A 26,595-nucleotide genomic window follows, 5' to 3' on the forward strand; every position below is an offset into this window, starting at 1 on the left:
CAAAGAAACTCAGCTTTCGGATACTGTATGTTTATACAGTATTTTGACCATCATCAAGAGAGACCCACTGCCGGACTCGGGAAAATCAGCCGCCGATCCGATGCCCCGCCGCCTCGGCCCGAATCCACGCCACCACCTTCAGCACATCGGGACGCGGCCGCTCGTCCGCCTGGATCAGCCAGTAGCCGAAGCTGTCGCCCGCGGCTGGCGGCGGCGCGGCCACCACGCCAAGCTGCCTGTCGTCGAGCAGGTCGCGGATCAGCTCCAGCCGTCCCAGCGCAACGCCCTGCCCCGCCAGCGCGGCATGGATGACCTGATCGTATTGGTTGAACTGCGTCATCGCGCGCGGCTTCGCCCCTTGCCAGCCGCGCTCCTCCAGCCAGTGGCGCCAGCGCAGCCGCGGATTGGTGTCGTCGTCCAGCTCGAGCAGATTCAGGCCATGCAGCGCCCGCACGCTGTCGATCGCCGCGACGCCCAGCGCGGGATGGGCCACCGGCACGATGGTCTCGCCGAACAGCGCGATCGCGCCCGGCGGCGCATGGTCGGCGGCGCAGTAGCGGATCGCCAGGTCGATCTGCTCGGCGCGCAGGTCCGCCACCCGGTTGCTCGCCGACAGCCGCAACTCAAGCTCGGGATGCGCCTGCTGCAAACGCCCCAGCCGGCGCAGCAGCCATAGTCCGGTGACACCGACGCTGGCGGTCAGCGTGACGGGCCGCTGCGCGGCCTGCACGCGCAGTTCGCCGACCACGTCCTGGATCTGCTGGACCGCGGCATTGGCGCTGCGGAACAGCCGCTCGCCGGCGCCGGTCAGCGCGATCGCGCGATGCCGGCGCACCAGCAGCTGGACGCCGAGCTGCGCCTCCAGCGCGCTGATCTGCCGGCTGACCGCGGACTGGGTCAGGCACAGGTCTTCGGCGGCGAGCGTGATGCTCATGCGCCGGCCGACGGCGACAAAGCCCTTGAGCAGATCGAGCGACGGCAGGCTGACGAGGGTTTGCATGGCGGTTTTCACATTCGTGGAGCGCATGCGAGCGGACGAAGAAATCAATTGAGCTGCCCGCATGCAGCCGGCTTAATGGAATCCGGTGATTCCACCGCATGCTAACCGCTCATTCGAAGGCCGTCACGACCATGTCCCGCTCCCGCCTCCGCTCTCCGCTCGGTTCCGCCTCCCCCGCTCCCCGGCTGTCCGCCACCGATCCCCTGGTACTGGTCGTGGCCGGCGGCCTGATCCTCGGCCTCGCGCTCGGCATGCGCCATGTGCAGGGGCTGTTCCTGCTGCCGATCACGATGGAGCGTGGCTGGACGCGTGAGGCATTCGGCTTCGCGATGGCGGTGCAGAACCTGGTATGGGGGCTGGCGCAGCCCTTCGCCGGCATGATCGCCGACCGCTTCGGCTCGGCGCGCGTGATGCTGGCCGGCCTGCTGCTGTATGCGCTCGGGCTCTACACGATGACGCAGGCCACGACCACCGCCGCCTTTGTCTGGAGCGCCGGCATCTGCCTGGGCCTGGCGCTGTCGGGCACGACCTTCGGCGTGGTGTTCGCCGCGCTGAGCCGGCTGGTCAGCGCCGAGCGGCGCGGCTGGGCGCTGGGCGTGGCGGGCTCGTTCGGCGGCCTCGGCCAGTTCCTGCTGGTGCCGGCGGTGCAGGCCGGCGTCGAGCGGATCGGCTGGAGCGCCGCGCTGTGGGCGATGGCCGCGTGCGTGCTGGTGGCCCTGCCGCTGGTGTGGCCGCTGCGCGAGCGGGGCGCTCGGGCAGTCGACGCACCGGCCACCGCACCGGCCGCACCGACCACATCGGCCACATCGGCCACCGCCCCCACCGCAGCAGCGGCCGGCGCGAACGACAACCAGCAATCGATGCGCGCCGCGATCCGCCAGGCCTGCGGCCATCGCGGCTTCTGGCTGCTGAATATCGGCTTTCTGGCCTGCGGCTTCCAGCTCGCCTTCATCGCCTCGCACCTGCCCGCCTATCTGCTCGACCGCGGGCTGCCCGCGCGCGACGCCGTGATCGCGCTGGCGATCATCGCGCTGGCCAATATCGCCGGCACCTATCTGTGCGGCCTGCTCGGCAACCATGTGCGGCGGCATCGCGCGCTCAGCGGCATCTATCTGCTGCGCACCGCGGCGATCGCGCTGTTCCTGCTGGTGCCGCTCTCGAGCGTCAGCGTCTTCGTGTTCGCCGCGGTGATGGGCTTCGTCTGGCTGGGCACCGTGCCGCTGACCAGCGGCCTGGTCTCGCAGGTGTTCGGCACCCGCTATGTGGCCACGCTGTTCGGCTTCGTCTTTCTCGGCCATCAGCTCGGCTCCTTCCTCGGCGTCTGGCTCGGCGGCTATCTGTTCGATCGGACCGGTTCCTACGACCTGGTGTGGATGGGCGCGATCGTGGTCGGACTCGGCGCGACCGTGCTGCACTGGCCAATCGACGACCGGCCGGTCGGTCATCGCGAGACGGCGATGGCGCCGGCTTGAAACCTGCGGCGCAGCCGTCATATCGAGGGGATTCCTTGTTCTCGATTTCCCTTAGTTGCCCTCGAACTGCCATGGTTTTCGTGTACGTTACGCCGTTCAAAAACATGACAGGGAGACATGGATGACGCTGCACCGCAGTGATGCAGGAGAGCCGACGATCGTGGCCCTGGTCGAGGCGATGAAGGCCTGGCAGCGCGCGCTGGATTCGACGCTGTCCACCTCCGGCCTGACCTACGTCAAATGGATCCTGCTGCGTGCCGTCGCGCGCGGCGACTATGTCCGGCACCGGCCGTATCTGGGTGCGATCCTGATCGACGTCGAGATGGGCGAGCATCTGCTGGCCGAGCTGCATCGCGACCGCTGGATCGCCTTCGTCGATCGCGCCGGCATGACCTGCGGCCCGGCCCAGCCCGAGGCGCAGCCCGTCGTCCCCGAGGCCGAGCGCGCGCGCGTGCAGCGCATTGCGCAGTCGCTCAAGGCCCTGCATTCGGTGTCGGTCAGCCCGTTCAGCAGCGACGAACGCACGATGCTGTCGACGCTGCTGCAGCGGATGCAGGCCAACCTGAACGAATTCAGCGACCGGCGCGATGCACAACACGCCGATGCCGACGGCGAAGAGATTTCGCTGATTCGCGCGCATGCGATGCTGGGCGCTTCGGCCAGGTCCTCCCAAGGGTCCAGATCGTCAACATCGTCCAGATCGCCGAACGCATCCGCGTCGCCCGAGCGCGCCGCGAAGGCATCCATCGCGGTCCCGTCCGCGGCCGGCAAGACTGTCGAATGCGGTCCGATGCCGGCCCGCCCGGCGCGCCGCAAATCGTCGCCTACCTCACTTCCCTGCCGAAGTTGAGGCAAGATAGAGCGCTGCACCGACACCGTCGGGGCCCACCACGACCGCCACACGAGGCCGCGATGACCAAGGTAATGCTGCTCGAGAACATTCACGAAAGCGCCAGCGAACGGCTGGCAGAGGCCGGACTGCAGGTCGACCGCCGCGCCGGTGCGCTGGCCGGCGGCGAACTGCACGAAGTGCTGGCCGCCAACGAGCTGATCGGCATTCGATCGGCGACCCATCTGCATGCCGAGGACATTCGCCATGCGGCGAATCTGCTGTCGATCGGCTGCTTCTGCATCGGCACCTCGCAGGTCGACCTCGCCGCCGCGACCGCGGCCGGCATCCCGGTATTCAACGCCCCGTTCTCGAATACCCGGTCGGTGGCCGAGCTGGTGGTCAGCGAGGCGGTGATGCTGCTGCGCCGGATTCCCGAAAAGAACACGCTGGCGCATGCCGGCAAATGGGCCAAGGGCGCGGCCGGCGCCTTCGAGGCGCGCGGCAAGACGCTCGCCATCGTCGGCTACGGCAATATCGGCTCGCAGGTCGGCGTGCTGGCCGAGGCGATGGGCATGCGGGTGGTCTACTACGACGTGCAGCCGCGCCTGTCGCTGGGCTCGGCCAAGGCGGCCGGCTCGCTGGCCGACGCCGTCGCGCATGCCGACGTCGTGACGCTGCACGTACCGGCGACGCCGCGCACGCGCAACATGATCGACGCCACCGTGCTGGCCGCCTTCAAGCGCGGCGCGATGCTGATCAACGCCTCGCGCGGCAGCGTGGTCGATATTGCCGCGCTGGCGCAGGCGCTGCGCGACGGGCGGGTCGGCGGCGCCGCGATCGACGTCTTCCCCAGCGAGCCGAAGAGCAACAAGGATGCGTTCGTCAGCGAGCTGCAGAACCTGCCCAACGTCCTGCTGACCCCGCATATCGGCGGCAGCACCGAGGAGGCGCAGCAGAACATCGGCGTCGAGGTGGCCGCCAAGCTGGTCAACTATCTGACGACCGGCGCCACCATCGGCGCGGTCAATTTCCCGGAGGTCGATCCGGGGCCGGTCGATTGCCCCGCGCGGCTATTGAACGTCCACGGCAATGCGCCGGGCGCGCTGGCGGCGTTGAACACGCTGCTCGCGCGCGAGGGCATCAATATCGCGGGCCAGCATCTGGAAACGCGCGGCACCACCGGCTATGTCGTCACCGACCTGGACAAGGCGCCCTCGGCCGAACTCGAACAGGCGCTGGCCGCGCTGCCCGGCGTACTGCGGCTGCGCGTGCTCAGGCGCGACGAGGCCGGTGCGGCCTCGTAGGCGGTTCATGACGGTTGATGGCCGTAATGGCCGTAATGGCCGGTAATGGCGGGATCTGCAGCAGAGACCTGCAGATGGGATCGGCGGGTCAGGCCGCTGGCCCCTGGCGCCGGCTGCCCCACAGCAGAATCGCGCTGATGACCCAGCCGCAGAAAAACAGCGCGTCGCCGAGCTGATTCAGCACGAGCGGCATCGATTCGCCGCGGAACATCTGCGACAGCATGTCTTCCGGCAGGCGTGAGGCAATCCACAGAAATACGGCCGGTGCGCTGCAGTAGACGCCCGGCTGCCACCATGGCGCACGCCTTTTTTCGGCATTGGCCTGGGCCGATGCCGGTGCGCCGGCATCGGGCTGTGCCGCCGGCCGGTTGGCGGCGATGAAACCCTCATTGGCGGTCATGGCGCCCTCCCTGTTTTGTGAGCGCAGTATTGCCCAGAGGGTGGCGCGGCGCCATCGGCGCCTGTCTGACACGCGTGCGGCAGCGCACGCAAGGCGGGCTGGCGGGATGGAACGGGCGGGCGCCAGGCGGTCGCCCCGCTTCACCGCCCCGCTTCACCGCCCCGCCTCACCGCCCCGCCTCACCGCCGCCACTTCACCGCTTTCACCGCTCCACCGCCCGCTGCACCGACCGCCTACGCAGCCTGCCGGGGCCTGCCCGGGCGCCGGAGCCTCGGCCGATCAGTCCGGGGTCCAGCCCTTCAGATCGTCCATCTTCGCCGGCGATTCGCCGCTGTCGCGGCGGACGCGAATGTCGTTCTCCACGTCGGTTACGCCGAAGACATTGTCGACCAGGTCCTCGATGTCGTACTTCTCGTTGCGGTTGCGCACCGTGCCGGCGAGCTTGACGATGCCGCCGTTGACATCGACCGTCACCTCGCTGACATCGAGCCCTTCGGCATAGGCAAGCCGTTCGCACACCGCCTCGCGGATACGCTCGTCGCTGCGGCGATAGCCCTTCGGACCGACGCGGCGCTGCGGCCGATCGTCGGTGCCGAAGAATTCGCTGACCGCCTCGCCGATGCGCCGGCCGATGTTGTACAGCGGGCCGTGCTCCTCGCGGTCATCGTCGCGCCCGTAGCGGCCGTCGTCGCGCCCGTAGCGGCTGTAGCCGCCGCCATAGCTCAATTCGCCGGCCGACTGCCGGCCCGCCTCGCGCCCGGACCATTCCTCCCGATAGTCGCCGCCGTAGCGGTGCTCCGGCACGGCATAGTTGCGGCCGGGCCAATCGTCGTCGAAGCGGTCCCAGCCGTAGTTCGACGTGCCGGCATTGCTGTAGCCGCTGCTGCGTTCGGCTTCGCGCAGCCAGTCCTGATCGCGGTTGCGCATGCCCTGCCGCTGGCCGCCGCGCCACGTGGTGGTCCCGCCGTAGCGCTCCTCTTCCTCGCGCCATTCGTCGCCGCGCGTGCCGGTGGCGTACGAGGGCCCGGTGCCGGTCTCAAGCGCGGCGGCGCCTGAGTAGCCGGACTGCCAGGGATCGGTGCGATATTCGTTGCGGCGGGTCGACGATTTGCCGCGGCCGCGCCAATCGCCGCGTTCCTCGCCGCGGCCATATCCGGCACCATATCCGCCGCCATATCCGCCGCCATATCCGCCGCCATACTCGCTGCCATATCCGCCGCCAGATTGGCCCCCGTATTGGCCGCCATACTGGCCACCGTACTCCGACCCATATTCAGAGCCATAGCCGGACTCGCCGCTGTACCCGCCACTGTATCCGCCACCGAATCGGCCACCGCCATGCTCGCGCCCGTACTGGCCGCGCCCATACTGGCCGCCGCCTTGACCGCCGCCTTGAGCACGGCCGTATTCACCGCGGCCCGATTGACCGCTGGTGTATTGCTCGCCGCTGTAGCGTCCCTCGCCATAGCCGCTGCTGGTGCCGCTGCTGCTGCCGCTGCGGTATGGCTGGCTCTGCCGGCCGGCCTCGCGGCCGTAGCCGGTGCCATAGGTGTCGTCGTCCTCGAAGGCGCCGCGCGGCGGGCCGCCCTCGCTGAGCTGGTACGGCGTCAGGCGTGCCCTGCGCCAGCGCGACTCCCAATCGTTGCCGTCCGATTCCGCCTGCCAGTCATCCTGGGCCCAGCGTTCGGAACGGTTGTCGCTCCAGCCATCGTCACGTTGATCGTAGCCAGGCCAGGATTGCTCTGGCCGATTGCGTCGCATGGATTCGTTTCGCATATCGATCTCCTGCAGGTGGTCCGGCGCGATGCGCGCCCGTATCCGTCATGCCGCGCAAGAACCGTACCGCCGCGTCGATCGGTCGCGCACTGCGTGTCACGGCGGCGTCATCCGCGCAGGCGCTCTGGAACGCATCTTGCGAAACCGTGGATGCGTGCGAAACGCGCGCAGTGCCAACTATCCGCAAGGAGAAACGACGATGGCAACCCAGATGCAAGGAGGCGGCGCCCAGCGGTCCGGCGGCGTTCTTCGGGATGTGATGACCGCACAGCCAGCCTTTCTGACGCAGGACGACACGATCAAGCGCGCGGCCGAACTGATGGCCCAGCTCGATGTCGGCGCGCTGCCCGTTTGCGACGGGCGCCGGCTGACCGGCATGGTGACCGACCGCGACATCACCGTGCGCTGCACCGCGGCTGGGGCGGACCCCGCCAGCACCAAGGTGACCCAGGCGATGAGCGAGGACGTGCAGTGGTGCAGCGATGACGAGTCCATCGACACCGCGCGCGAAAAGATGGCGGCGCATCAGATCCGCCGTCTGGCGGTGATCGACAAGGATCATCATCTGGTCGGCATGGTGTCGCTGGGCGACCTGGCCGTGAAGACCGGCGACACCGGCGGTACCGGCGAGGCGCTGCAGGGCGTTTCGCAACCGGCGCAGCCGTCCCGCTGATGTCGCGCTGACGTCGCGCCGACGTCGAATGCCGCTTGCCTGCGGGGGCAGGCAACGACCGGGATTTACAAGGCTTGCAAGATTGCACCGATCCCCGCCCACCCGATTCGATGACTCAATGGAGGACACGATGCCAGCCAAATCGAAATCGCAGCAAATGGCCGCCGGGGCCGCGCTGTCGGCCAAACGTGGCGACAAGAAGGTCGGCGAGCTCAAGGGCGCGTCGAAGTCGATGTACAAGTCGATGAGCGAGAAGGAACTGCACGACATGGCATCGACGCCGCAGAAGGGCAAGCCGGACCACAAGTCCGAGAGCTGATGCAAGTCACCGGCGTCCGATCGGGTCCGATCGGGTCCGATAGGCCCGTCAGGCCCGATGGGTCCGAGAGGTCCGATGGGACTGATGGGCTCACCAGCCGGCGACGTCCGTCGATGGAGATTCGCGATGACGACAAGCGCATTCACCCCTCGCACGGCGGCCCGGCTGCTGCTGGCCGCCGCCGCGTTGGCCACCGCGCTGGCCGCGGGCCCGGCGCCGGCGCAGCCCGGCGCGGCCTCGCCGCTGGCGACGCCGCCCACGGGCGCCTCCAAGCCGCCTGCGACCTCGCTGTCGACGGACGACCTGCGCTTTATCGACGAAGCGATCCTGACCGCGGCAATGGGCGTCGAGACCGCCAACATGGCGCTCGAGGTCTCCGCCGATCCGACGCTGCTGGCCTACGCCCGCAGCGCGGCCCGCGACTACCGCGCGCTCGCGGCGGAACTGGCACGCATCGCGCAGAGCAAGGGCGTGCAGCCCGAACAGCGGCTGCCGGAGGCGCCGGAGGTCACCAAGCTGCGCTCGCTCAAGGGCGCCGAGTTCGACCGCATGTTCGTGCAGATCGTCGCGGTCGACGCCAATCGCCAGGCGCTGGCGCTGTTCCAGCGGCAGGCCGAGATCGGCAAGGACCCGGCGCTTCGGGCCTTCGCCAAGCGCACGCTGCCGATGCTGGAAGAGCGCCTGTCGCAGGGCAAGTCGATGTCCACGCGGACCATGACGTGGCGCAGCGGGATCGCGCAGCGATGAGGTCGCGGTCCGATTTCCCGACTGGACGGGCGCGCGAAGACAACGGCGCGCGCCTCTCTTTGCTTTCCTGCCTCAGCGAGCACGCCCATGCCAGACTCCATTCCTTCTCAGCCCACCCCGCCGACCGCCGCCGCCACCTCCGCGCAGGACGACGACCTGCTCCGGCAGGCGCGCGACCATATCGCCGAGGAATTCGGCGGCTCCCTGCCGCAGGGCATCGAGGTGGGCATCGAGGACAAGCGCATCCGGCTGCGCGGACGCGTGGCCGATCTGCCGACCGCCGAGCGCATCGCCAAGGCGGCGGCCATCGGTCCCGGCATCCTCGGCGTCTACAACGAACTGCAGGCGGCCGATAACAGCGAACCGGCCAGCCCGATCGCGGGAGCCGAGGCCGCCGATGCCATCGACGCGCCCGAGCCCGGCGAGCGGGGAGAACGCGGCGCACCGTTGCCGCCGCCGCCCGGGCCGATCCATCACAAGGTGTGAGACCGCGGGTGTGAGACCGCGGGTGTGAGGCCGCAGGTGTGAGACCGCGCCGCTGTGAGACCGCAGCACGGCCGCTGAAAACGCCTGCGGCGCGGTATGAATCCGCGCCGCAGGCAGCCGAGGCCGTCAGGCGAGCCTCAGCCGACGAGCCTCGGTGACGAGGCCTTAGTGACGAGCCTTACGCCATGGCCCCCATCAGCTCTTCCTTGCGGGCCGTCATCTGCTCGGCCATCTCGCCCAGCTCCACGTTCTTGCTGATGACCATCTTGAAGAGTTCGTTCTCCTCTTCCTGCACGTGGTGGTTGACGTATTCGGACAGCACCTTGTAGTTGGCCTCCAGCATCTCGCCGCTCAGGCCGCCTTCGATCGCCGCGATCAGGTCCTTGGCGACCTGGTGTTCGACCTTCGCTTCATCGAGCATCTCGTCGATCTTCTCGTGGACCCCGCGCAAGCCGGGATAGAAGATCTCCTCCTCGATCTGCGCATGCACGGTCAGCTCATGGCAGGTCTGCTGCGCGATCTGCTCCTTCTCGGAACGCTCCTTCGCGCTCTCGAACGACTTGAACAGCTTCTTGACGTTGCGGTGGTCGTCGAGCAGCAGGCTCAGCGCGGCGCGTTGCGCGGTCGGAATCTTGGACTTGTCCATGCGAAACTCCTTTTATCGTGGTGGGGAATTGCTTTGTGGTGCTGCGTCAGTGCTGCGTGGGCCGTTACCGAAGCCCTGTTTCCATCCGGTCCGTCGTTACCTTTCGGCGGGTGCCGTCAGGCCCGGGACTCGCTGCGATCCGGCGCGACCCGGATCCGGTTCTCGATATCGGACACGCCCTGGCAGGCGTCGACACACTCCTCGATCTGCCGGCGCGCCGTACGGCTGCCGACCTGGCCTTCGAGCGTGACGTGGCCGCCTTCGACGCGGACCGATACCTCGCTGACATCGAGCCCCGCGCGCCACAGGCGCTCGCAGACCCGATCCAGAATGCGATCGTCCGAATAGCTGATGCGGTTGCCCGCACCGCGGCCGGCATCGCCTTGCCGCTGATAGCTCGGGTTTTCGTTCTTGAAGCCGCCGTAACTGCTTTGACCGGGATCGGCACTGCGGCTGCGCACCTCGTCGCCAGACCGGTCGGTGCGGGTCCCCGGCGCGGCAAACGGTGCCCCGGTGACACTGCGTTCTCGCGGATTGCTGGTGGATTGCTGCATGCCTCGACTCCTTGTGCTCCGGTTTGCATCGATCGCCGCGGGCCGGCGCTGAGGCGCATCCAACCTGCGGCTTCGAGCCAAGACGCAATATCCATACCGCCGGCACGACGGCCACTCTTGCACACGCTCTCGCCGGGAAATGGCCGCTGCCGGCGTGTTTACGGCGTTCGGAATTGCATGCAGCGCCGCTTTTTACACACTTTCCCGATGTCCGCCGCGCGCCACGTGGCAAAGCGTGCAGATTTGACCAAGGCGCCTCGGTGGCATGGAATCTGCACACGCGATGTGGATGTCGATGTCGTTTTGGATTGGGAAAGCGGGAGGAAAACGAGATGAATGCCCATGAGGAGGCCGCACGCTTTCTGTTGCGGCATGGCCTGCGCCTGGCCACCGCGGAATCGTGCACGGCCGGCCTGATCGCCGCGCGCATCGCCGATGTGCCCGGCTGCGGCGACGCGCTGCGTTGCGCGGTGGTGGCCTATGCCCCGGCAATCAAGCATCGCGTGCTGGGCGTGTCGCCGGAAACGATCCGCCGCCATGGGCTGACCAGCGAAGAGGTATCGCTGGCGATGGCGCGCGGCGTGCTGGCGCTGACCGATGCCAACCTGGCGATCGCCAACACCGGCATTGCGGACGGCAAGGGCGATGACGGCACGCCGCCCGGCACGCAGTGTTTCGCCTGGATCTTCAGGCAGACGGGTCGCGGCGACGGCCGTACCGTCGAGTTTTCGGAGACGGTACGCCTGCGCGGCGGCCGCAACGAGGTGCGGGAGGCGGCCGCCGAATTCGCACTGGCGCAGATCGCCCGCTATTACGCGCTGGCACAGCAGCGGGAGCGATGATCTCGCTGGTTTCACCGACCTCGCCGACCTCGCCGACCTCGCCGACCTCGCTGACCTCCCTGACCTTGCTGACCTTGCCGGCCGGGCTGACTCGCCGGCCAAGCTGGCCGGGCAACGCGTGCCCCGATGAGATCAGGCGCGACGGGACGGCTGGCACGCCGGCAGGAACAGCGTGACCGTGGTTCCCTTGCCCGGAGCCGAGCGCACCGTGACCGCACCGCCCGCCTCGCGGCAGAAGTCGCTGACCTGGCTCAGGCCGAGACCGGTGCCGGCGCCGTCCGGCTTGGTGGTAAACAACGGCTCAAGCGCCCGGTCCGCGACGTGAGCCGGCATGCCGATGCCGCTGTCGCTGACCCAGAGCCGCACGTAGACGCCGCGCATCGGCGTCGCGGCATCGCGCGAATCGTCTTCGGCGCGGTCTTCGTCCGCGCGGTCTTCTGCGGCGTGGTGTGCTCCGGCGCGGTCTTCTTCGGCGTGAGCTTCCGCCCGAGGATCGGCACGATCGGCAGTATTGGTACGACCAGCAAGATGGACATCATCGGACGGCTCCGCTGACCCGCGCCGCGCGGCGAGTCCCGGCGGCAGCGAGGCCCCACCGCCATAGGCCGCGCCGAGATTGGCGGCACCGATCTCCAGCACCCCACCCTCGGGCATCGCATCGCGCGCGTTGGCCGCGAGGTTCAACAGCGCCAGACCCAGCTCGCAGCGGTCGGCAAGGACCGGCAGGCAATCGGGACTGAGCGCATAGCGCAAGGCGATGCCGGAGCCGAGCGTCGCGCGGATCAGCGGATCGCATTGCTGCAGCTCCTCGTGCAGCGCAATGGCCTCGCTGCGATGCTCGCGCCGCCGCACCACGCCGAGCAGCCGCTCGGCCAGCAGCGCGCCGCTGGCCAGGCTCTTGCGGATGCCGGCCAGCGCGGTACGGTTGGCGCGGTCCGCCCGCTCGGCCCGGTCCGCATTTCCCGCGACACCGGGCCGCAGCAGCAGCACGTCGGTATAGGCCGAAATCACCGCCAGCACATTGCGGAAGTCGTGCGCGACCGAGCCGATCAGCTGCCCCATGGCCTCGAACTTGCGCGACTGCCGATAGCGCTTTTCCAGTTGTTCGCGGCGCGCGCATTCGTCGCGCCAGCGCCGCCGTACCGCTTCCTCGGCGCGAATGCGCCGCAACGCGCTCCATAACGACAGGCACAGCACCGCCGAGACGATGCCCGCCGCCAGCGAGGCGGGCGCCATGCGTTGCCACCAGGCGCGATAGACCACGCGATACGGCACGCTGACCATGGCGCTGGCCACGCCGTCGCCGACCGGATGGACCGTGACCAGCCACGCATGGCCGTCGGCGCGCTCGACTCGCTGTGCTGCGTCGCCGTCCCGCGCATGCCGCACCATGGCCGCGAAGCGCGCCGCGTCGGGGTCCGGCCACGGATACGCCGCCAGCACCGCGCCATCGCTGCGCACCAGTGCCGCGCGGTAACCGTCGGTGTGCTCGAGCAATTGCCGGTAGAAGTCGGCGAAATAGGAAGGCCGCAGCGAGATCGACACGATGCCGGCGAGCCGTTGGCCATGCATGCGCGGCATGCTGGCCTTGAACACCGGCTCGGGAATCACGCCGCCGATCAGCACCGCGGACAGATGCATGGGCTCGCGATCGACCATGATCGCCCGATAGTCCTCCCGTTCCGAGATATTGAGCATCGGCGCCGGGTAGAGCAGGCTGCTGACCAGCAGCGTGCCGTCGTCGCCGAAGATGCCGAGTGCAAGGGCTTGTGGCAGACCACGGCCCATCCGCGCCATGCGCCGATGCAGTTCGAGCTCATGGTGGCGAATGTCCGCGTTGCTCCATTGCACCGTCAGGTCGCGCAGGCGCTGGTCAGCCAGCCGGTTGCTCTCCATCACCTTGCTGGCGTGCTCCTGCACCACCCGTGCTAGCAGCGCGCATTGACGCTGGGCATCGGCGAACGCATCGCGCAGCGCGAGCCATCCCCAGCCGGCCAGCAGGCACAGCGGCAACAGCAGGGTGCTGGCCAGCAGCAGCGCGGTGACGCGCCGGCGCAGCGGAAAATCGGCTTGGGGATCGGCCTGCGTGGCCTCGGCGGAATCGAAGGGGTTCATGGCGGGACCCGGGCGCGGGATGGCATCGCCGTTCGGCCGGGTGCGAGCCAGCTTAGTGAGCGGTAGCGAGGCCGCAAGACCGGGAGGGTCAAAAGCTATAGTCCGCGTCCGGGCGGGTCCCGTATGCGCCGGACTGCCGCGCCGGACTGCCGCGCCGGACGCCGCGCGGAACCGCCCTGCTTGCGGCCCAGCCTGGCCAACGAATTACAACGTCCATGTAAAACCGGCCGAAAACCGGGCGTATCGCGCCGCGCCTCGCGGTGCAGAGGGCTGCGGTGCCAGCAATCGCGATTGGCATGGTTAGTGCTCATGCGTGGGAAGTGCAACTTGCCTTCGACGGAGTGGACGCATGGCAACAGAATCTCGGCCCGGGACCGCATCCCCTGATACCGGCAACACCGGCGCCGGTGATACCGGGCGGCAAACCAGCGCCCCGGTCGGCCAACGCAACGATCCGGGCGGGAGCCAGACCTCCGGCCCTACCCCGGCGCAGAGCGCGCCCGATGCCGGTGGCCGCAATGGCCAGCGCGACAGTCGGAGTGACAGTCGGCAAGACAGTCAGCGAGATCAGCGCGACAGCGCCGGCAGCTCCGCAAGCGAGTCCGACCCCGCGGCCGGGCGCGATCTCCCCGATGAAAACGGCGAGCCGCCGTCGGTGAAGCGCCCCGGCGGCAATCCGGAAGAAAGTGAGCCGCCGGTGGAAAACACCTGAACCAATTCCGAAAAACGTTCTAAAACACTAGAGCACGCCGCCATCAGCACGCAGCCAAGCCCCGGCATGCGGTAGCGCGCCCCGGATCCCACCGATCCGCACGACCTCCGCCCCCCTTGCCGAGCCGAGATTGCCGTGTCTGCCCAAGCCCGTTTGCCGAACCGTCCGCACACTGTGAAATCGACCTCTCCGTCTCCAGACGACCCGGCCGCCATGCTGGCGGCCCTGGGCGAACTGGCCGCGCTCTGCGGGCAGTCGCTCGAAGCCGCATCGGTGAGCGCCGCCGATCCGCAATTGCGGGCGCTGCTGATCCACCGCGCCAACCTGCAACGACGCGCCGCCGCCGATCTGTCGCAGCGCGCCGCCGGTACGCCCGCCGCACCGCCGCGCGGGGATGGCGCGGCGCATCGCGAGCGCCCCGGCGATACGCCGCTGCAGCTGGCCTGCCGCCGGGCGGGGCGTTCGGTGGCCGCCTGCGGGGCGCTGCTGCGCGGCGAACTGGAGGATCCGATGCTGCGCCCCTGGCTGATCCGCTATTACCACGAGGCGGCCGACCTGCTGCGGGTGCTGGAGCAGTTGACGCGCGAGCAGTACCCGGCCACCACGCGCCGCTCGCCGTGGCGGCCGACCGTCAACCGGCCGCTGCCACACCGCTAGACCACGAAGGCTGTGTCGATGCCGACGAATCCGCCCAACTCACCCGACTCGCCGAATTCCCCCACTGCGCAATCCCCGCGCAATCCCGCTGCCGATCTGCGCCGCGCGCCGGCGGACCCGGTGCCGCCGGCCGCCACGCCGCTTGCCACGCCGCCGGTCACGCGGCCGGCATGGATGCGCCTGCTCGATGCGCTGGCAATGACGCTGCTGGTCGTCGCGGCCGTGCACGAGGCGGTCATCTGGCTGGGGGGAGAAGGCTGGCTGGCGCGCCTGCCGAGTGCCGGTGGCAGCGACAATGCGGTGGTGGTCGGCGTCATCTTCGCGCTGGCCGCGGCCTATGGGGCCTACCTAGTCGTGCGCAGCTGGCGTCGGGTCGGCTGAGCGGCGGGCCGGCCTTCCGACCGGTCGGTCACCTCAGTTCACTCACCCTGGCGCGTTCACCCGAGGTCATTCACCTGAGGTCATTCACCTGAGGTCATTCACCTGAGGTCATTCGCCTGAGGTCATTCGCCCGAGGTCATTCGCCCGAGGTCATTCGCCCGAGGTCATTCGCCCGAGGTCATTCGCCTGAGGTCATTCACCTTAACGTCCGCCTCCCTCACCCCTCCGTCACCACCGCCGCGCGCTGCTCGCGCTCGGCGCCATGCTCGCGCCGCCAGCGTCGGCAACGATAAAACTCCTCGACGAAGGGCAACACCCCGCATAGCGCCGTCGCCGCCAGCACCGCGGCGAGATACCAACCGGGCAGCGGCGGCTGTTTCGGCGTCAGCGAGAAGTCGGGAGCCCGGCCGCCCAGTCCGAACAGCGCCAGCGCCTGCGGCCAGTGCGCGACTGCCACCAGCGCCACCGCCGATAACGGCAGCACCTCCAGCAGCCCGTGCATATGCTGTTCGGTCGGGCCGATGACCCTGCGGCCGTACGTGTAATGCACATCCCACCAGGCGGTCGCGGCGTGCACCACCACGGCGACGATCATGATCGCCAGCACCAGCGCATTGACCTCGAAGAACAGCGCCAGCAGCACCGGCACGCCGACCTCGGCCAGCATCAGCAGATGCAGCGCCGATTCGTAGGTGCCCGCATTGCGCTCGATCCGTTCGCGACGATGGCAGGCCCAGTCGCCCAGTCCCGCCACCAGCCACAGCGGGACCAGGCCGTACATCAGGATCAGCGTGGCCGCCTCAGCCATCGTTGCTGCTCATCGCTCATCGCATGCGCGTGCGCCGCATGCCCAGCGCCGCTGCGAGCGCCAGCGACGCGCCGACCACCATTGCGCCGGTCATCACCGGATGGCGGGTGCTGGCGGTATAGGGGCAGGTGCGGACCACGTGCCGGCGCCCTTCGCGCTCGACCAGGTCGTTGGTGGCCTGGAACAGCGCGTTGTTCTCGCGGGGACCCGCGGGACGGGCGGTGCACTGCGCGCGCCCCAGGAAGCGCCGCATCACGCGGTCGTACAGGGCCGGCATGTGGTAAGCCGCGGACGACATGGCCTTGGAAGCGGCGCCGACGAACATGTCGCGGCGCGGATGCTCGGCGGCGAACAGGATCGCCTCGGCCGCCATCTCGGGATCGTAGACCGGCGGCGCCAGTTCCGGCTCGACGTCCAGATAGTTCTTGGCATGGCTGGCGAACGGCGTGTCGAGCGCCGCCGGCTTGATCAGCGTGACCGACACCGGCGCGCGTTCCTGTTCGAGCTCGAGCCGCAGCGAGTCGGTAAAGCCCTTGATCGCATGCTTGGACGCGGCATAGGCGCTCTGCAGCGGCAGCGGTACATCGGAGGCCTCGCTGCCCATGTTGATGATCGCGCCGCCCCGCTCGCGCAGATGCGCGGCCGCGACCAGCGAGCCATGGACCACACCCCAGTAATTGGTATCGAACAGCTTGCGCTGGTCCTCCATCGGTACCTCGTTGTACCGGCCGTAGATCGTCACCCCCGCGTTGTTGACCCAGGTATCGAAGCCGCCGAAGCGCTCGATCGCCGCTTGCGCGAGCGCCTTGACCGCCTCGAGATCGCCGACGTCGGTCGGCACGGTGATCACTTCGGAACCGGTCTCGCGCAACTGTTCGGCGAGCTGGTGCAGCGCCTCTTCGCTGCGCGCCGCAAGAACCAGCTTCGCGCCGCGCGCGGCCGCCTTGCGCGCCGCGAGCAGGCCCACGCCGCTGGTGGCGCCGGTGATCACGATCACCTGCGACCCGATTTTCTTCAGCGTCATTCTCATCTGCTTGCTACTCCAGCGGCCCGGGTCTCCATCCACCGCATCGCGGCGCCGCACCACGCGCGTGGCAGCCGGCACGGGCCTCGCCGCCGGCAGCCTTGACCTTCCTGCAAAGAGCGTTCCCGGAGTTGCTCCGGCGATGCTCGTGCCCTACCGCGGTACCGTTGTGCAACGGAAGTGCGCACGCAGCGCAAACGCAACGCAAACGGAGCGCCGGTGCGTCGCGCACGCGAGACACGCAACACCGGCCCATCGCCGCCTGCTAGCGCGTATTACAAAATGCTGCAATTTCGCCATGGCGCCGGACAGCGCCCTGCGAACGCCCGCGCAGATTTTCATGTGCGGCATGGGAACCGAACGAGAAGCGATATAACGCTTCTCGCCGTCAACAGCCTGAGAAGTCGCACGCTGGCATGCAAGCTGCAATCACGCTGGCTTTACTAGCGAGCGGATCGCCCGGCTGCGACGGCCGGCAGCTCGCTCCCCTGGGAGCCAACCATGCAAAGGATCGCGCTGATCAGCGAGCACGCTTCCCCTCTGGCCGGGCCGGGTAGCGTGGACAGTGGAGGACAGAACATCTACGTGGCGCAGCTGGCGCGCCATCTTGGCAAGCGAGGCTATCCGGTGGACGTGTTCACGCGCCGCGACAAGGGCCTGTTGCCCGAGGTCGTGGCGTTCGCTCCGAACGTGCGCGTGATCCATGTTCCCGCCGGCCCCGCGGTCCACGTGCCGAAGGAACAGCTGTTGCCTTATATGGACGAGTTCGGCGCGTATATGGCCGAATTCATGGCGCGCGATCGCGTCGGCTATATGGTGATGCACGCGAACTTCTTCATGTCGGGGTTGGCGGCGCTGCGCGTCAAGCAAAAGCTTGATATTCCGCTGGTCATGACGTTCCATGCGCTCGGCAAGGTCAGGCGCCAGCACCAGGGCAGCGCCGACGGCTTTCCCGACTGCCGCTTCGAGATCGAGGAGCGGCTGGTACGCGAGTCGGACTGCGTGATCGCCGAATGCCCGCAGGACCGGCACGACCTGATCCGCCTCTATGGCGCCGATCCCGGCACGATCGAGACGGTGCCGTGCGGCTTCGACGGCGACGAATTCTCGCCGGTGCCGCGCCACGAAGCACGGTGCGCGCTCGGCTGGCCGTCGCATGAATTCTCGGTGCTGCAGCTCGGCCGCATGGTGCCGCGCAAGGGCATCGACAACGTGGTGCGTGCGATGGGCGAGCTGCGGCGCGCGTTCGGCCTGCGCGCCCGGCTGTATGTGGTCGGCGGCAATTCCGATCAGCCCAGCCCCGCGGCGACGCCGGAGATCGGCCGGCTGCAGAAGATCGCCGCCGAGGAAGGCGTGGCCGACGCGGTGACCTTCGTCGGCCGGCGCGGCCGCGAGCAATTGCGGCTGTTCTACAGCGCGGCCGACGTGTTCGTCACCACGCCGTGGTACGAGCCGTTCGGCATCACGCCGGTCGAGGCGATGGCCTGCGGCGTACCGGTGATCGGCGCCGCGGTCGGCGGCATCCGCAGCACCGTGCTGAATGGCCGTACCGGCTACCTGGTGCCGCCCAACGATCCCGCGGCGCTGGCCGCTCGGCTCGCGCGGCTGGCGTGCGACCCGACGCTGGCCGAGCGCATGGGCGCATCCGGCCGCCGCCGCGCGCACGCGCATTTCACCTGGGCCGGTGTCGCCGCGCGGATGGAAACGGTATATGCGCGGCTGGCCGGTGTCACCGTCGACGACACGGCGCAAGCGCCGCAAGTCGCGGCCTGAACGGAGCGACCCCATGAAAGAAGCCAATCGACGCCGCGTGCTGGTCACAGGAGGCGCGGGCTTTCTCGGCTCGCATCTGTGCGACCGGCTCGTGCAGGCCGGACACGACGTGCTGTGCGTGGACAACTTCTATACCGGCAGCAAGGACAATATCGCGCACCTGTTGCGCGAGCCGAATTTCGAGCTGATGCGTCACGACGTGACCTTTCCGCTCTATGTCGAGGTCGACCAGATCTACAACCTGGCCTGCCCGGCCTCCCCGGTCCACTACCAGAGCGATCCCGTGCAGACCACCAAGACCAGCGTGCATGGCGCGATCAATATGCTGGGGCTGGCCAAGCGCGTGAAGGCCCGCATCCTGCAGGCGTCGACCAGCGAGGTCTACGGCGACCCCGACTGCCACCCGCAGCAGGAGTCGTACTGGGGCCATGTCAATCCGATCGGTCCGCGCTCCTGCTACGACGAAGGCAAGCGCTGCGCGGAGACGCTGTTCATGGACTATCACCGCCAGCACGGCGTCGACGTGCGCATCGCGCGGATCTTCAACACCTACGGCCCGCGCATGCATCCCGCCGATGGCCGCGTGGTGTCCAACTTCATCACGCAGGCGCTGTCGGGCCAGCCGCTGACCGTCTATGGCGACGGCTCGCAGACCCGCTCGTTCTGCTATGTCGACGACCTGATCGAAGGGCTGATCCGGCTGATGGACGCGCCCGGCGACCACAGCACACCGATCAACCTGGGCAATCCGTGCGAGCTGTCGATGCTGGAGATTGCGCGCAAGGTGCTGGCGGCGACGGGCTCGTCCGCACCGATCGTGATGCGCCCGCTGCCGGAGGACGATCCGCGCCAGCGTTGCCCCGATATCACGCAGGCCGGGCTGCAGCTGCAGTGGGCGCCGCGCATCGACCTGGACGAAGGGCTGCGGCGCACCGTCGCCTACTTCGCCGAGCGGCTGGCGCGCGGTGCCGGCATGCCGGCGCCCGCGGTCAACGACACCGTCGCGCCACAGGCCGAAAATGGACTCGCCGCGGCGGCACAGGCCGCGCAAGCAGCGGCCGGCATGGCGACGCTGGCGCCGCGGCGCGGGGCCGGTCCAAGCCCGAGGGGAGCGACGCGATGAGCGGCAATATCACCTTCCTGGTCTACCGGCTCGAATGGCATCGGCGCCGCGCCGAAGCGCTGCACGCGGCGCGCAGCGGCCTCTATCGGGAGCTTGGCGACCTGCCCTCGTGCAAGATCTACTGGGCCGCCGACACCTTTACGCACCGCAGCCCCGCGGCGCGGACCATCGGCGGCCCGGTTTCCGGCGCCGCTTCTGTCGCCAATTCCGGCACCCCTTCCGGCGCCACGCCCGGCACCACTGCAGATACGGCGCCGGACATCACACAGTCCACCACACCCAGCGCCACCGATTGGCGCGATCCTTGCACCATCGCGGACCTGCAAACCGAACCGGATTGAACCATGTCCCTGTCGGTCTCCGTTCCCCTGGTGGTGGTATCGCCTCACCTGGACGATGCCGTATTCAGTTGCGGCAATCTGCTGGCGGCCTGCCCCGGCTCCGTGGTCGTCACCGTCTTCGCCGGCGTACCGCCGGTCGACATGCCGGCGCCGGACTGGGACCGGCGCGCCGGCTTCTCCAGTGCGGCGCAGGCGGTGCTGTCGCGGCGCGAGGAAGACCGCGCCGGCCTCGCCATCCTCGACGCGCAGCCGGTCTGGCTCGATTTTCTGGACAGCCAGTACAACCGGCGCCACACCGCGGGCGAGATCGCCGCGCAACTGTCGAAGGTGATCTCGCTGCATAACGCCTGCGCCGTGGTGGCGCCATGCGGCCTCTACCATTCGGACCACACGCTGGTGCACGAAGCCTGCGCGCGGCTGTGGCGTGAACGCGATCACGGCGGTCCGCCCTGGCTCTATTACGAAGAGGCGATCTACCGGCGCAAACCCGGCATGCTGCACAAGCTGCTGGCGCGCTGGCACGCGGCCGGCACCGTGTCCACGCCGGTGGACCTGGCCATCGGCGAGCACACCGCCACCAAGGCTCGCGCCTGCAACGCCTACGCCAGCCAGCTCGCCATGTTCGACTCGAATACGATCAGCGACCTGAGCGCGCCCGAGCGCTATTGGCAGTGGGAGGCCAGCGCCGGCGATGCGACCGAGGCCCAGACCGCCTGCACCAGCGAGGGCAGCGTGTGAGCGTAGCGGACGGCATCGCGGCGCCTGCGCCCGGCGGCGGCCGGCAATCGCAGGCGCGGGCGCAGGTGGAGACGCGCGTCAGCGTGGTGGTGTTGACCTACAACCGTTGCGAATGGCTGCGCGCCACGCTGTCACGGCTGTGCGCGCTGCCGGAGCGTCCCGCCATCGCGGTGGTCGACAACGGCTCGAGCGACGGCACCGCCGACATGGTGCGGCGGGATTTTCCGCAGGCGGCCTTGCTGCGGCTGCCGGCCAATCTCGGCGCCGCGGCGCGCAATGTCGGCGTCGACTGGGCGCGCACGCCCTATGTCGCGTTCTGCGACGACGATACGTGGTGGCATGCCGGCGCGCTGAAGCTGGCGGCAGACACGCTGGACCGCCATCAGGACGTCGCCGCGCTGACCGCGCACCTGATGGTGGTGCGCGAGGACAGCGAGCCGCAGACCGACCCGATCAGCCGCATCATGGCCGACAGTCCGCTGCCGTCGGCGGGCCTGCCGGGCAAGGCGATCCTCGGCTTGCTCGCCGGTGCGACGGTGTTCCGCGTGGACGCCTACCGCCGCGCCGGCGGCTACCATCCGCGGCTCTTCATCGGCGGCGAGGAAACGCTGCTGGCGCTCGATCTGGCGGCGCTCGGCTGGCAGCTGGTCTACTGCCCCGAACTGATCGCCTACCACCAGCCCTGCCCGATCCGCGCGCACAGGATGCGCCGCCGCCTGCTGGCGCGCAATGCGATCTGGTCGGCGTGGCTGCGCCTGCCGGCGGGCGCGGCGCTGCGCGAGAGCCTGCGCATGCTGCCGGCGCTGCTGCGCGAAGGCGGACTGGCGGGATGCGTCGATACCGCACGCGGGCTGCCATGGGTGCTGCGCGAACGCACGGTGATTCCGCCGACGGTGGAGCAGTTGCGGCGGTATCTGGGGTCGGCGCAGATGCGGTAAGGCGCGGCAGGTGGGGAATTGGGCCGCCTGCCCTTCGCGAGAGCGCCCAGCCCCTTCCCTCTTACTGCGTCACCTGCCGCAACACCTCGCACCAATCCTCGACAAAGCGCCCGATCCCGAAGCGTTCCTGCGCGCTGGCGCGCGCCTGCTCGCCCCACTCCCTCGCCAGGCCAGGATCGTCGATCAGCCGCCGCATCACCTCGACCAGCCGCTCGAGCCGGGTATCCACATAGCCGTTGTATTCGTTGCGGATCGCCGTCGACATCTCGGTCGTCGCCATCCCGACCACCGGCATGCCGATCATCATCGCCTCGACCACGGCGAGCCCCAGGCTCGTATAGCGGATCGGATTGAAGAAGAAGCGGTAGCGCGCGATAAAGGCCGCCAGCTCGGGATTGGGCACCTCGCCCAGTCCGCCGGCCTCTTCCGCAGCCATGCCGACCAGATCGAGCGGCACCTGCTCGCGCGCCTGCGCGAAGATGTCGGCGCCAAGCCGGCGCCCACGTTTGGTCAGGTTGTTGACCACGCTGATGCCGCGCGGGGCCTCGCCGCTGTAGCGCACGGACGGATCGACGACCACCCCATGCTCGACCACGCAGTGCGGCGTGACGCCGCTGTCCCACATCAGCGCATTGAACGGCGTCACATGGACCAGCATCACGTTCGGGTCCTGCACCGGATGCACGGTCGCGGTCGGATGCTGCTGCGGCGGATCATGTTCGAGGAAGATCGTCGGCAGACGCCGCTGCGCCTCGGTCAGCAGCGTCTCGCGATCGCTGTCCCAATGGCGCTGGTGCTGGTACAGCACGCAATCGAACTCGCGGTTCGGCACGTCCTCGTAGGCGACCTCGTGCACGTTGGCGCCCCAGGGCAGCGCGCCGACGGCACCGGCATAGCCCGGCGGCGAGCCTGGCCTGGTCACCAGGTACAGGTCGTGCGGGATCTGCGACAGGTAGTACAGATAATTGCCGTGAACGTGCCAGGTCAGGATGCGCAGCCGCTCACGCATGGCTGACCTCCTGCGTCTCGCGCGACTGGCCGGTCATCGCCATCGCGGCCGCCACTACCTCGTCGACCCCGACGCCCTCGGCGCACAGGTGGCCCACCGGGCAATCCTGATGCATGCACGGGCGGCAGGCCGGATAGTCGGCCAGCACGCGATGGCTGGAGCTGTCGAGCGGCGCCCAGCGCGCGCTGTCGCTGCCGCAGGAAACCACCACGCTCGGCGTGTGCATCGCCGCGGCGATATGCGAGGCGCCGGTGTCGTTGCACAGCAGCAGCCGCGCGTGTTTGACGACCGCCGCCATCGCGCCCAGATCGGTCTTGCCGCACAGATTGATCACCGGCGAACCGAGCGTGTCGCACAGCCGCCCGACCAGTTCCGCCTCATCGGGCGTGCCGGTCACCACGATCTTCCAGTGCTGGCGCAACACGTCGGCCACCGCGGCAAAGCGCTCGACGGGCCAGCGGCGGGAATGCATGCGCGCGCCGGGATGCACGCAGATGAAGTTGCCGGGCATCAGGTCGTACATCAACGCCAGCCGCTGCCAGGCCGCGTTGTCGGCGGGCCGCAGCGGAAATTCGAGCTGGATGCCATCGGGCGGATAGCCCAGCCGGCTGGTCAGCGCCAGCAGCCGCTCGATCTCGTTGCCGCCCGGCCAGTCGATCAGCAGCTCCTTCACCGGACGCGCGCCGTACGAGACGACGCCCGGCTGCCATTTGCGTTCGGCGCGGCCCGCGACCGGCGCCGCGGGGACCGGCCGGAATCCGGCCATCTGCCGCGCGCCCAGCTGCCGCACGATCGCGTTGGTCACCAGCCCGCTGCCATGCAGCTGGATTGCCAGATCGAACCGGCGCGCGCGCGCCTGCTCGTAGAAGGCCTGGGTTTCCTCTTCGCGGATCGGCTGCTCGGGCATGCCGGGCGCCCCGGGAAACACCATCAGGTCGTCGATCAGATGCGAGAAGCGCTCGACGAACGAGGCCGCCCACGGCAGGCCGATCAGCGTGATGGCCGCATCGGGCTCGGCCTTGCGCAGCGCGCGCAGCGCCGGCACCGCGCACAGCATGTCACCCAGTTGCAGCGCGCGGAATACGGCGATCCGGCGCGGACGGTCCGCGAATCTGATCATAGGAAACCAACCTTGAAGGCAAGGGCGCCGCGCAGGCGCCAGTACAGGGAAAGCGGGGGAATCAGAATCGACGTCGCGATCATCTCGGCGACATGCGAAGGGGTCAGCGCCGCGCCGCGCAGGCGGCGGCAGCAAAACCACGCCGTCAGCACGAACCACACGCCGAAGCCGCTCCATGCCATCGCGGCATGGCCGGCCAGCGCGGCGACCAGGGCGACCAGCAAGCCGAGCACCGAAACGTAGTAGTGCCAGGGCGGAATCGGGCGGATGCGCTCGCGATACCAGCGCGGATGCTTCTTGTACAGCAGCGCGTCGAAGAACACCTTGGACTGCGCGGCGATGCTGCTGCCCCACGGAGCCGGCCGCACCGGATGCACCACCATCGCCCCGTGCGCGGTACCGATCGGGCCGACCTGCTGCAGCAGGCGGAACTGCAGATCGGAGTCCTCCCGCCACGCGCGCGTGAAGCGCTCGTCGAAGCCGCCGACCTTCAGCAGCGCCTCCTTGCGGACGAAGCAGTTCGCAGTGACGAACTCCGCGGTCGCCAGGCCGCCGGTATCGCGCTGATGGTCGGTCGGACGGGCCGGCAGCGGCACCACCACCCTGCCCGTGATCGCGCAGCATTGCGGCGAGGTCGACAGCGCCCGGCAGCCTTCGCGCAGCCAGCCAGGATCGGGAATGGTGTCGTCGTCGGTGAACGCGATCACCGACGCGCGCGCGATGCGCCAGCCGGCGTTGCGGGCGCCGGCGGGCCCTTGCGTGTCGGGCACCGGCAGATAGCGCAGCGTGCAGCGCGGCCACGCGCCGTTCAGTTCCTGGACCAGGCGCTCGACCTCGGGCTGGCAACCGTCATCGGCGACGATTACCTCGAACGTGCCGGCGCCGAACTGCTGCACCCCGATCGCGCGCAGGCAGCGGTGCAGCAGGTCCGGGCGGCGGTAGGTCGGGATCACCACCGAGACCAGCGGCTCGGCGTCCGGGGTCTCGACGTGGCCGACTGCCTGATCCGCGGGCTCATGCAGCGGCATGGGCGCCCTCCCGCGCAGGCTTTTCCAGCAGGAACGGACCGATCACCAGCGCATCGAGCGGCGAGGTCCAGAAGCATTCGACCGCATCGCGCGGCGTGCAGACGATGGGCTCGCCGCGCGTGTTGAACGAGGTATTGACCAGGATCGGCACACCGGTGCGCTGCTCGAAGGCGGCCAGCACGTCGTAGTAGGCGGGATTCTGCTCGCGCCGCACGGTCTGCACGCGGGCCGTGCCATCGACGTGGCAGACCGCCGGGATGCGGTCCTCGCGCCCGGACTTGACGTCGAACACGAACAGCATGAACGGCGCGCGCCAGTTGCCGGGACAGGCCGCCGTAAACCATTCGGCGGCACGTTCCTCCATCACTACCGGCGCCACCGGCCGGAAGTCCTCGCGGTCCTTGATCTGGTTGAGCTTCTGCTGCATCGACGGATCGATCGGCGAGGCCAGGATCGAGCGCGCGCCCAGCGCGCGGGGGCCGAATTCCATGCGGCCCTGGAACCAGCCGATGATCTTGTTCTGCGCCAGCAGTTCGGCGGTCTCGCCGGCAACGTCGTCGAGCCGGCGGTACGGCAGCTTGGCCTGGTCCAGGAAGGCCGCGATCTCCTGCTCGTCGAAGGCCGGGCCGTAATAAGCGTGCTCCATCGTCCAGCGCCGCGCCGGCTTGCCGCGCTGCTGCCAGTCGATCCACAGCGCCGCGCCCAGCGCGGTGCCGGCATCGCCGGCGGCCGGCTGCACCCAGACCTCGTCGAACGCGCCCTGGTCGCGCACCCGTGCGTTCATCACGCAGTTGAGCGCCACCCCGCCCGCCATCGCCAGCTTGCGCTCGCCGGTCTCGGCGGCCAGCCACGCCGTCATGCCGAGCACCGTCTCCTCGAGCACCAGCTGCAGCGAGCGCGCGATATTGAAATGCTCGCGCGTGAATTCGCTGCCGCGCACGCGCGGCGGCCCCAGTACCGCTTCGAGGTCGGCCTGGTCGATGCGATAGCCGCCCTCGCGGTCGCCATGGACCATCGCGCGGAACACGTCGGCGCGGGTCGGCTCGCCATACGAGGCCAGCGCCATCACCTTGTACTCGTCGGACGAATGCAGGAAGCCCAGATGCCGCGTCACGCGTTCATACAGCAGGCCGAGCGAATCCGGCAAGTCGATCTGCTTGATGCGGCGGTAGTCGCGTCCGTCGAACACGCCATAGCTGGTGGTGGCGCTCTCGCCGCGGCCGTCCATCGTCAGCACCGCGCAGCGGTCGAACGGGGCCGCGAGGAAAGCGCTGGCCTCGTGCGCCATATGGTGCTCGACGTAGTGCCAGCGGTACGGCGCCTCGGCGCTGCTGCGCACGGTGGCGAAGCGCTTCTGCAGGTGATGCGGCACGCCCGACACCAGTTGCCGCGGCGCGTTGACGACATAGGACAGGAACAGCGGGTCCCACGGGGAATCGGCCACGCCGGGCTGCGCATGCCGCGACGGCTCCAGCGGCAGCGTCACCGTCTCGTCGTGGCGCCGCTCGCCGAGCATGATCGCGGGGTCGAAGGAATAGGCGATATGGTCGATATCGGCCAGCGTGATGCCGGCCTCCTTCAGGCAATAGTCGATCGCATGGTAGGGCAGCTCCCAGGCCGTGAACGGCACCGGCCGCTTGCCGTGCTTGATATGCGTGAACCGTTCGTCTTCCGCCGCGGCGATGACCTCGCCGTCGCGCACCAGGCAGGCGGAGGTGTCGTGATAGGCGGCGTTGATTCCAAGCGTGTACATGGCGGCTCCTCTGCGCGATTCCCT

28 protein-coding genes are annotated in these 26,595 nt (G+C 69.0%); 16 read left to right on the forward strand and 12 right to left on the reverse strand.

Going from position 1 to position 26,595, the window contains the following annotated elements:
* Positions 1-85: 85 nt before the first annotated feature.
* Entirely contained in the window at positions 86-1,000 is a 915-nt protein-coding gene (locus tag KZ686_RS17260) for a LysR substrate-binding domain-containing protein (RefSeq protein ID WP_265634479.1), read from the reverse strand.
* 131 nt (positions 1,001-1,131) lie between these two features.
* On the opposite strand from KZ686_RS17260, the gene KZ686_RS17265 reads away from it, so the two are divergent.
* From KZ686_RS17265 to serA, 3 genes are all read left to right on the forward strand, one after another.
* Positions 1,132-2,472: an MFS transporter gene (locus KZ686_RS17265; protein WP_265634481.1), complete on the forward strand. Its 1,341-nt coding sequence runs from the start codon at positions 1,132-1,134 to the stop codon at positions 2,470-2,472.
* A gap of 121 nt (positions 2,473-2,593) precedes the next feature.
* Positions 2,594-3,322: a hypothetical protein gene (locus KZ686_RS17270; RefSeq protein ID WP_149318069.1), complete on the forward strand. Its 729-nt coding sequence runs from the start codon at positions 2,594-2,596 to the stop codon at positions 3,320-3,322.
* Positions 3,323-3,384: 62 nt separating this feature from the next.
* Positions 3,385-4,608 carry a phosphoglycerate dehydrogenase gene (gene serA, locus KZ686_RS17275; protein WP_150082361.1) on the forward strand — a complete coding sequence of 408 codons (1,224 nt, stop codon included), beginning with the start codon at positions 3,385-3,387 and terminating at the stop codon, positions 4,606-4,608.
* 88 nt (positions 4,609-4,696) lie between these two features.
* Here serA and KZ686_RS17280 read toward each other — a convergent pair whose 3' ends face one another.
* Both KZ686_RS17280 and KZ686_RS17285 read right to left on the reverse strand, forming a co-directional pair.
* Positions 4,697-5,008 carry a hypothetical protein gene (locus tag KZ686_RS17280; RefSeq protein ID WP_265634484.1) on the reverse strand — a complete coding sequence of 104 codons (312 nt, stop codon included), beginning with the start codon at positions 5,006-5,008 and terminating at the stop codon, positions 4,697-4,699.
* A 279-nt stretch (positions 5,009-5,287) separates the two neighbouring features.
* Positions 5,288-6,784, reverse strand: a complete 1,497-nt coding sequence (locus KZ686_RS17285; protein WP_265634486.1) for a BON domain-containing protein — start codon at positions 6,782-6,784, stop codon at positions 5,288-5,290.
* A 199-nt stretch (positions 6,785-6,983) separates the two neighbouring features.
* Here KZ686_RS17285 and KZ686_RS17290 point away from each other — a divergent pair, with 199 nt between their 5' ends.
* From KZ686_RS17290 to KZ686_RS17305, 4 genes are all read left to right on the forward strand, one after another.
* Positions 6,984-7,457, forward strand: coding sequence for a CBS domain-containing protein (locus tag KZ686_RS17290; RefSeq protein ID WP_150082364.1), 474 nt, complete (start codon positions 6,984-6,986; stop codon positions 7,455-7,457).
* 130 nt (positions 7,458-7,587) lie between these two features.
* On the forward strand, positions 7,588-7,776 hold the full coding sequence (locus KZ686_RS17295; RefSeq protein ID WP_144833264.1) for a DUF3008 family protein: 189 nt from the start codon (positions 7,588-7,590) through the stop codon (positions 7,774-7,776).
* Positions 7,777-7,902: 126 nt separating this feature from the next.
* Positions 7,903-8,523 (forward strand): DUF4142 domain-containing protein, encoded by a 621-nt coding sequence (locus KZ686_RS17300; protein ID WP_150082365.1) that lies wholly within the window; start codon positions 7,903-7,905, stop codon positions 8,521-8,523.
* 87 nt (positions 8,524-8,610) lie between these two features.
* The gene (locus KZ686_RS17305; protein ID WP_150082366.1) at positions 8,611-9,009 is read left to right on the forward strand and encodes a BON domain-containing protein; all 399 of its coding nucleotides are present in this window, start codon (positions 8,611-8,613) and stop codon (positions 9,007-9,009) included.
* Between the two features lie 178 nt (positions 9,010-9,187).
* Here KZ686_RS17305 and KZ686_RS17310 read toward each other — a convergent pair whose 3' ends face one another.
* The gene (locus KZ686_RS17310) at positions 9,188-9,655 is read right to left on the reverse strand and encodes a hemerythrin domain-containing protein (RefSeq protein ID WP_265634491.1); all 468 of its coding nucleotides are present in this window, start codon (positions 9,653-9,655) and stop codon (positions 9,188-9,190) included.
* A gap of 116 nt (positions 9,656-9,771) precedes the next feature.
* Positions 9,772-10,209, reverse strand: coding sequence for a BON domain-containing protein (locus KZ686_RS17315; RefSeq protein ID WP_149318062.1), 438 nt, complete (start codon positions 10,207-10,209; stop codon positions 9,772-9,774).
* A 332-nt stretch (positions 10,210-10,541) separates the two neighbouring features.
* On the opposite strand from KZ686_RS17315, the gene KZ686_RS17320 reads away from it, so the two are divergent.
* Positions 10,542-11,051 (forward strand): CinA family protein, encoded by a 510-nt coding sequence (locus KZ686_RS17320; protein ID WP_150082367.1) that lies wholly within the window; start codon positions 10,542-10,544, stop codon positions 11,049-11,051.
* Positions 11,052-11,183: 132 nt separating this feature from the next.
* Here KZ686_RS17320 and KZ686_RS17325 read toward each other — a convergent pair whose 3' ends face one another.
* On the reverse strand, positions 11,184-13,166 hold the full coding sequence (locus tag KZ686_RS17325; protein ID WP_265634493.1) for an ATP-binding protein: 1,983 nt from the start codon (positions 13,164-13,166) through the stop codon (positions 11,184-11,186).
* Positions 13,167-13,515: 349 nt separating this feature from the next.
* Here KZ686_RS17325 and KZ686_RS17330 point away from each other — a divergent pair, with 349 nt between their 5' ends.
* The 3 genes from KZ686_RS17330 to KZ686_RS17340 all read left to right on the forward strand — a co-directional run bounded on the left by KZ686_RS17330 (position 13,516) and on the right by KZ686_RS17340 (position 14,916).
* Positions 13,516-13,878 carry a hypothetical protein gene (locus KZ686_RS17330; RefSeq protein WP_265634495.1) on the forward strand — a complete coding sequence of 121 codons (363 nt, stop codon included), beginning with the start codon at positions 13,516-13,518 and terminating at the stop codon, positions 13,876-13,878.
* Between the two features lie 213 nt (positions 13,879-14,091).
* Positions 14,092-14,535, forward strand: a complete 444-nt coding sequence (locus tag KZ686_RS17335) for a hypothetical protein (RefSeq protein ID WP_265634496.1) — start codon at positions 14,092-14,094, stop codon at positions 14,533-14,535.
* Positions 14,536-14,553: 18 nt separating this feature from the next.
* Positions 14,554-14,916 carry a hypothetical protein gene (locus KZ686_RS17340; protein WP_265634498.1) on the forward strand — a complete coding sequence of 121 codons (363 nt, stop codon included), beginning with the start codon at positions 14,554-14,556 and terminating at the stop codon, positions 14,914-14,916.
* Positions 14,917-15,133: 217 nt separating this feature from the next.
* On the opposite strand, the gene KZ686_RS17345 is transcribed toward KZ686_RS17340, so the two are convergent.
* Together KZ686_RS17345 and KZ686_RS17350 are read right to left on the reverse strand one after the other, a co-directional pair.
* Positions 15,134-15,724, reverse strand: coding sequence for a diguanylate cyclase (locus KZ686_RS17345; RefSeq protein WP_265634500.1), 591 nt, complete (start codon positions 15,722-15,724; stop codon positions 15,134-15,136).
* 16 nt (positions 15,725-15,740) lie between these two features.
* Positions 15,741-16,754, reverse strand: coding sequence for an SDR family oxidoreductase (locus KZ686_RS17350; protein ID WP_149318055.1), 1,014 nt, complete (start codon positions 16,752-16,754; stop codon positions 15,741-15,743).
* Between the two features lie 495 nt (positions 16,755-17,249).
* Between KZ686_RS17350 and KZ686_RS17355 the strand changes: the two genes are divergently transcribed.
* The 5 genes from KZ686_RS17355 to KZ686_RS17375 are packed head-to-tail and all read left to right on the forward strand — an operon-like array spanning position 17,250 to position 21,661.
* Complete coding sequence (locus tag KZ686_RS17355; RefSeq protein WP_265634502.1) at positions 17,250-18,521, forward strand: glycosyltransferase family 4 protein; 1,272 nt, start codon at positions 17,250-17,252, stop codon at positions 18,519-18,521.
* A 13-nt stretch (positions 18,522-18,534) separates the two neighbouring features.
* The gene (locus KZ686_RS17360; RefSeq protein ID WP_265634504.1) at positions 18,535-19,644 is read left to right on the forward strand and encodes a UDP-glucuronic acid decarboxylase family protein; all 1,110 of its coding nucleotides are present in this window, start codon (positions 18,535-18,537) and stop codon (positions 19,642-19,644) included.
* On the forward strand, positions 19,641-19,985 hold the full coding sequence (locus KZ686_RS17365) for a hypothetical protein (protein WP_265634506.1): 345 nt from the start codon (positions 19,641-19,643) through the stop codon (positions 19,983-19,985). The genes KZ686_RS17360 and KZ686_RS17365 overlap by 4 nt, the downstream gene beginning before the upstream one ends.
* A 3-nt stretch (positions 19,986-19,988) precedes the next feature.
* Positions 19,989-20,723 carry a PIG-L deacetylase family protein gene (locus KZ686_RS17370; RefSeq protein WP_265634508.1) on the forward strand — a complete coding sequence of 245 codons (735 nt, stop codon included), beginning with the start codon at positions 19,989-19,991 and terminating at the stop codon, positions 20,721-20,723.
* 14 nt (positions 20,724-20,737) lie between these two features.
* Positions 20,738-21,661: a glycosyltransferase family 2 protein gene (locus tag KZ686_RS17375; protein WP_226106263.1), complete on the forward strand. Its 924-nt coding sequence runs from the start codon at positions 20,738-20,740 to the stop codon at positions 21,659-21,661.
* A 61-nt stretch (positions 21,662-21,722) separates the two neighbouring features.
* Here the strand turns inward: KZ686_RS17375 and KZ686_RS17380 are convergent, their stop codons facing one another.
* From KZ686_RS17380 to KZ686_RS17395, 4 genes are read right to left on the reverse strand one after another with little or no spacing between them, the layout of a single operon-like run.
* A complete protein-coding gene (locus KZ686_RS17380; RefSeq protein ID WP_265634510.1) occupies positions 21,723-22,670 on the reverse strand; it encodes a glycosyltransferase family 4 protein in 948 nt (315 codons plus the stop codon).
* Positions 22,663-23,790 carry a glycosyltransferase family 9 protein gene (locus KZ686_RS17385; protein ID WP_265634512.1) on the reverse strand — a complete coding sequence of 376 codons (1,128 nt, stop codon included), beginning with the start codon at positions 23,788-23,790 and terminating at the stop codon, positions 22,663-22,665. The genes KZ686_RS17380 and KZ686_RS17385 overlap by 8 nt, the downstream gene beginning before the upstream one ends.
* Positions 23,787-24,818 (reverse strand): glycosyltransferase family 2 protein, encoded by a 1,032-nt coding sequence (locus KZ686_RS17390; protein ID WP_265634514.1) that lies wholly within the window; start codon positions 24,816-24,818, stop codon positions 23,787-23,789. The genes KZ686_RS17385 and KZ686_RS17390 overlap by 4 nt, the downstream gene beginning before the upstream one ends.
* Positions 24,805-26,571 carry a carbamoyltransferase family protein gene (locus tag KZ686_RS17395; protein ID WP_149318047.1) on the reverse strand — a complete coding sequence of 589 codons (1,767 nt, stop codon included), beginning with the start codon at positions 26,569-26,571 and terminating at the stop codon, positions 24,805-24,807. Before KZ686_RS17395 ends, KZ686_RS17390 begins: the two co-directional genes overlap by 14 nt.
* Between the last annotated feature and the right edge of the window lie 24 nt (positions 26,572-26,595).

The sequence above is a fragment of the Cupriavidus cauae genome (assembly GCF_026210475.1).
Taxonomy (GTDB): Bacteria; Pseudomonadota; Gammaproteobacteria; order Burkholderiales; family Burkholderiaceae; genus Cupriavidus; species Cupriavidus cauae.